A 1,284-nucleotide genomic window follows, 5' to 3' on the forward strand; every position below is an offset into this window, starting at 1 on the left:
GGGTGCCGGGGGCGCGACGGCCGGCCCGCCGTAGCCCTGAGGTGCCGACGGCGCGGGCGGTGGCGGCGGAGGAACGGGAGCGGACGCGGGGCCGCCGGCGGCGGCCACGGGCACGGGAGCGGCACCGGCCACGACGGCGTCGCGCGCGGTGGCCGTCGCGGGGCGAGGGCCTGCCGCGTCGTACCCGGCGAAGAGGTCGGCGAGCCCCGCCGGGGGCTCGCGCCAGCCGGACGACGCGGGGGCGGGCTGACGGCGCCCGATCCGGACCGAGCGGAGCCTCGGCAGGTCGGTGGCGCGCCGCAGGTCGGCGGTGGCCAGGGCGACGCGGACGCCGGTCCAGTCCTCGCCGGTGCGCTGGGCGACCGAGGCGCGCAGCACCAGACGGCCGCCGCTGTCGCCCTGGCGGTGGAAGAGGCGGTAGGCCGGCACCCAGACGGCACCCGGCACCCCGTACTCCAGTTCCACCTCCACCTCCACCTCCGCGCCCTCGGCGCCGTCGAGGGTCAGGACCGCCGAGACCGTGGTCTCCACATGTGCTGACGGCGCGTCGGTGGAGGCGCGGGCGAGCCGGTCCACGGCGACGGCCAGCTCGTGCTCGACGCGGCGCAGCGCCTCCTCCAGCTCGACGAGCCTGCTGTGCAGTCCCGTCAGCCGCTCGTCGACGAAGTCGGCCAGCTCCAGCCACGCGTCGACGGGGGTGCGGCGGTGCGGCTCGTCCTCCCGGCGGGCCGGCGGTACCGGGTGGAGAGCCCTGACCTCCTCGATCAGGCTCAGCTGCCGGTCCCGGCGGCCCCGCGCCGCCGCGTACTCGTCCCGCAGCCGCTCCACCTCGCGCCGCGACCCGTCGGGCACGCCGGTGTCGTACGGCTCGGCCTCGACCTCGATCCGGGCCTCGGTGACGCGCGCCCCGGGGGCGCCCAGGGCACGGGCCCGCAGGGAGCCCGGGTCCAGCGAGCGGGGCAGTCCCGTCACGCGCACCCGGCCGTCCGCGGGCACGCTGCCGCGGGCCAGGCGGCGGCAGACCGCGCCCTGCGCGTACACCACGACCGAGTCGAGGGCCGACTCCCACCTCTGTGCCGCCTCGGCCGTCGCCATGTGCTCCACCCCCGCCGTGTCCGTGCTGAGCGAAGCCTACGCCGGGACGGTCCGCGCGTCCGCGTCGATTCCCGATCTTCCCGCTGCCGCCCGCCTCCCTCCGCTCGGCGGTGGACCGGGGGGGGGGCCGCGCCCACGCCCGGGGGCCCGCCCGGGGGGGGGGCCCGGCCGGGCACGGGCCGGTGCCCC

1 protein-coding gene is annotated in these 1,284 nt (G+C 79.7%); it reads right to left on the minus strand.

Features of this window, described 5'->3' with window-relative positions; translation table 11 throughout:
• A partial coding sequence (locus ACFV9M_RS41020) for a DUF4139 domain-containing protein (protein ID WP_385102715.1) occupies positions 1-1,095 on the minus strand: 1,095 nt, incomplete at its 3' end.
• Positions 1,096-1,284: the final 189 nt, after the last annotated feature.

This window comes from Streptomyces sp. NPDC059895, assembly GCF_042731035.1.
GTDB lineage: Bacteria > Actinomycetota > Actinomycetes > Streptomycetales > Streptomycetaceae > Streptomyces.